Genomic DNA, 3,830 nt, shown 5'->3' on the forward strand with positions numbered 1-3,830 from the left:
GGCTGGATCGTGCCGATCTCGTTGTTGGCCCACATGACGGTGGCCAGGGCGACGTCGTCCGGGCCCCTGAAGGCATGCGCTGCGCGCAGCCTTCCCCTGCCCCGTCAGGGGCGCGGGGAACTGCGCGACCCCCCCACCGGGGGGAGGGAGTCAGGCGGGGTGTGGGCCCAGGGGGACCACGGCTCGGGCAAGGCGTGTCGCGGCGCGCGCCCGGGGCCCGTTGTCGGCGGAGCGCCGACGGGGGTGGACGGTGTTGGCCAGCAGCACCAGGAAGGTGTCGGTGACCGGGTCGAGGACGAGGGACGTGCCGGTGAACCCGGTGTGCCCGGCGGCACCCCGCCCGGCCAGCTCCCCCATGAACCAGTCCTGGTCGACCCGGAAGCCGAGCCCGGGCGCGCGCAGCATCAGGTCGACGAAGTCGGGCCCGAGGATGCGGGCGGTGCCGTACGAGCCGCCGTTCAGCAGGGTGCGGCACAGGACCGCGAGGTCGTGCGCGGTGGAGAACAGGCCGGCGTGACCGGCGACACCGCCGAGCGCCCAGGCGTTCTCGTCGTGCACCTTGCCGCGCAGCGGCCCCCGGTCGGCCTTGGCCCAGGGACGGCGCTGGTCCTCGGTGGCGGCGGCGTCGGGACGCGGTCCGAACGAGGTGGCGGTCATCCCGAGGGGCCGGGTGATGCCCTCGTGGACCAGGGCGTCGAGGCGGCGCCCGGTGAGGCGCTCCAGGAGGTGCTGGAGCAGCAGCATGTTGAGATCGGAGTAGCGGTAGTGGCCGGGCTTGGACGAGGGGGACTCGGCGCGCAGGGCCGCGAGCCGGGCGGGCCGGTTCCGGGCCTCGTACAGCGGGAGTTCGGGGCGCAGGCCGGAGGTGTGCGTGAGCAGCTGGCGGACGGTGACGCCGTGCTGGGCGGCGCCGGTGAAGTCGGGGAGGTAGGCGCCGACCTGCGCGTCGATGCCGAGGGTGCCGCGCTCGAGCTGCTGCACGGCGGCGATCGAGGTGAACAGCTTGGTGAGCGAGGCCAGGTCGAAGACGGTGTCGAGGGTCATGGGGACGCGGGCGTCCGGCGCGAGTTCGACACCGCGCTCGGTGGTCTCGTCGTAAGCGGCGTAGCGCACGGCCCAGCCGCCGACGGCCTCGGCGGCGATCACCGGGCCGCGTCCGGCGAGCAGGACGACGCCCGCGCACCAGGGCCGCGTTCCTTCGGGCAGCCGGCGCACCTCGCGGACGAGGGCGGCGAGCTGGTCCGGGTCGAGGCCGGCCCGCTCGGGTGTGCCGTGCCGCAGTCTTGGGGAGCTCAGACCTCCCTCACCTCCCCCGTGCGCCGCCACGGGCGGCACAGCACCACGAACGCGAGCGCCGCCGCGAGCCCGGCGGCGAGCTGGACCAGGGCCATCGGCACGGCCGTGAGCGCGCCGTCGGCGCCGGTGATGCCGACCAGCGGGGACGCCACCGCGCCGATGAGGAACGAGGAGGTGCCGAGCAGCGCGGAGGCCGACCCGGCGGCGTGCGGGGTGCGCATCAGCGCGAGGGCGTTGGTGTTCGGCGTGGTCAGGGCCATCGACGCCATGAGGACGAACAGTCCGGCCGCGATGGGGACGAGCCCCAGCTCCTCGGGGCTGCCGAAGGTGCCGGTGGCGACCAGGAGCAGGAAGACGGACGCGGTGATGATCAGGGCGATGCCGATGCCGAGGACCTTGTCGAGGTTGACGCGGCCGACGAGGATCTTGCCGTTGATCTGCCCCATCGCGATCAGGCCGACCGAGTTGAGGCCGAACAGGAGACTGTAGGTCTGCGGCGATGCCCCGTAGAGGTCCTGGAGGACGAACGGGGACGCGGCGATGTAGGCGAACAGCGCGGCGAACGCGAAGCCGCCCGCGATCATGTACCCGGCGAAGACGCGGTCCGCGAGCAGCGCGCGCATGGTGCGCAGCGCCGTGCCGACACCGCCGCCGTGCCGCCGCTCCGGCTCCAGGGTCTCGGGCAGGCACTTCCACACCAGGGCGGTGAGCGCGAGGCCGATGCCGGTGAGGACGACGAAGACGCCGCGCCAGTCGGTGAAGCGCAGGATCTGGCCGCCGATGAGGGGCGCGACGACCGGGGCGACGCCGGAGATCAGCATCAGGGTGGAGAAGAAGCGGGCCATCGCGATGCCGTCGTAGCGGTCGCGGACGACGGCGCGGGCGATCACGATGCCGGCCGAGCCGGCGAGGCCCTGGAGCAGCCGGAAGGCGATGAGCAGGGCGGCGTTCGGCGCGAGGGCGCAGATCGCGGTGGCGGCGACGTACACGAGGAGGCCGACGAGGAGCGGGCGGCGCCGTCCCCACTTGTCGCTCATCGGGCCGACGACGAGCTGCCCGAGCGCCATGCCGGTCAGACAGGCGGTGAGGGTCAGCTGCGCGGTGGAGGTGGAGGTGTGCAGGGAGTCGGTGACCGCCGGCAGTGCCGGGAGGTACATGTCCATGGACAGCGGGGGCACCGCGGTCAGGCCGCCGAGCACCAGCGTGACCAGGAGTCCGGTGCGAACGGCCGCGCGGGGTACGGCGATCGGGCGCGCGGGCGCCGGCTTCGCGTCCGCTTCCACCGCCTGCCGCACCGCTCTGTCCGTCCTGTCCGTCATCCTGGCTCCCTCCCGGCCGTACGTACGATTACCTATGCTCTCAGCTCGGCGGACTGGTCGAGACCAAACTGAGGTGAGCAGCGATGTCAGTGGAACGCGTGCGATGGGGCATTCTCGCGACGGGCGGTATCGCCGCGTCGTTCACGGCGGATCTGCTCGATCTGCCGGATGCCGAGGTGGTGGCCGTGGGCTCCCGGTCGGACGCGTCGGCCAAGGCGTTCGCGGAGCGGTTCGACATTCCGCGGGCGTACGGCGACTGGGCCTCGCTCGCCGCGGACCCCGATGTCGACGTGGTGTACGTGGCGACGCCGCACTCCGCGCACCGGCAGGCCGCCGGGCTCTGTCTGGAGGCGGGCAAGCCGGTGCTGTGCGAGAAGGCGTTCGCGCTGAACGCGCGGGAGGCCGGGGAGCTGGTCTCGCTGGCGCGCTCGCGCGGGCTGTTCCTGATGGAGGCGATGTGGATGTACTGCCATCCGCTCGTCCGGCGGCTGAAGGCGCTCGTCGACGACGGGGCGATCGGTGAAGTGCGCACCGTGCAGGCCGACTTCGGGCTCGCCGGGCCGTTCCCGCCCGCGCACCGGCTGCGGGATCCCGCGCAGGGCGGGGGCGCGCTGCTCGATCTCGGGGTGTATCCGGTGTCGTTCGCGCATCTGCTGCTCGGTGAGCCGGACGAGGTCGCCGCGTCGGCGCAGCTGTCCGACGAGGGTGTCGACCTGCAGACCGGGATGCTGCTGTCGTGGGCGAACGGGGCGCGGGGGCTGCTGCACTGTGCCATCAACGCCGGTACGGGCGTGACCGCGTCGGTCACCGGGTCCGCCGGGCGGATCGATGTGCCGGGCGGGTTCTTCCACCCGGAGCGGTTCGTGCTGCACCGGGACGGGCGGGAGCCCGAGGAGTTCGTCGCGGCGCCGGAGGACGGGCCGCGCGATTCGCTCCGGCACGAGGCGCTGGAGGTCATGGGGCGGTTGCGGGCCGGGGACACCGAGTCGCCGTTGGTGCCGCTGGAAGGGACCTTGGCCGTGATGCGGACGCTGGACCGGGTGCGGGGTGCTGTGGGCGTGCGGTACCCCGGGGAGCTCTGAGCCCTTTTCGGCCTCGTCGTCGGGTGCGGGTGCGTGGGGGCTGGTCGCGCAGTTCCCCGCGCCCCTGAAGGCATGCGCTGCGCGCAGCCTTCCCCTGCCCCTGGGCGAGCGAAGCTCGCTTCCAGGGGCGCGG

Annotated in this window: 3 protein-coding genes; 1 reads left to right on the top strand and 2 read right to left on the bottom strand. The window is 73.5% G+C overall.

Annotated features, from left to right (window positions below):
- Positions 1-150: 150 nt before the first annotated feature.
- Complete coding sequence (locus tag ABZ930_RS41290) at positions 151-1,326, bottom strand: serine hydrolase (RefSeq protein ID WP_361560750.1); 1,176 nt, start codon at positions 1,324-1,326, stop codon at positions 151-153.
- Positions 1,293-2,615: a multidrug effflux MFS transporter gene (locus tag ABZ930_RS41295; protein WP_361560753.1), complete on the bottom strand. Its 1,323-nt coding sequence runs from the start codon at positions 2,613-2,615 to the stop codon at positions 1,293-1,295. The genes ABZ930_RS41290 and ABZ930_RS41295 overlap by 34 nt, the downstream gene beginning before the upstream one ends.
- Before the next feature lie 83 nt (positions 2,616-2,698).
- Between ABZ930_RS41295 and ABZ930_RS41300 the strand changes: the two genes are divergently transcribed.
- Positions 2,699-3,697 (top strand): Gfo/Idh/MocA family oxidoreductase, encoded by a 999-nt coding sequence (locus ABZ930_RS41300; RefSeq protein ID WP_361560756.1) that lies wholly within the window; start codon positions 2,699-2,701, stop codon positions 3,695-3,697.
- Positions 3,698-3,830: the final 133 nt, after the last annotated feature.

The organism is Streptomyces sp. NPDC046716 (assembly GCF_040645755.1).
Classification (GTDB): Bacteria; Actinomycetota; Actinomycetes; order Streptomycetales; family Streptomycetaceae; genus Streptomyces.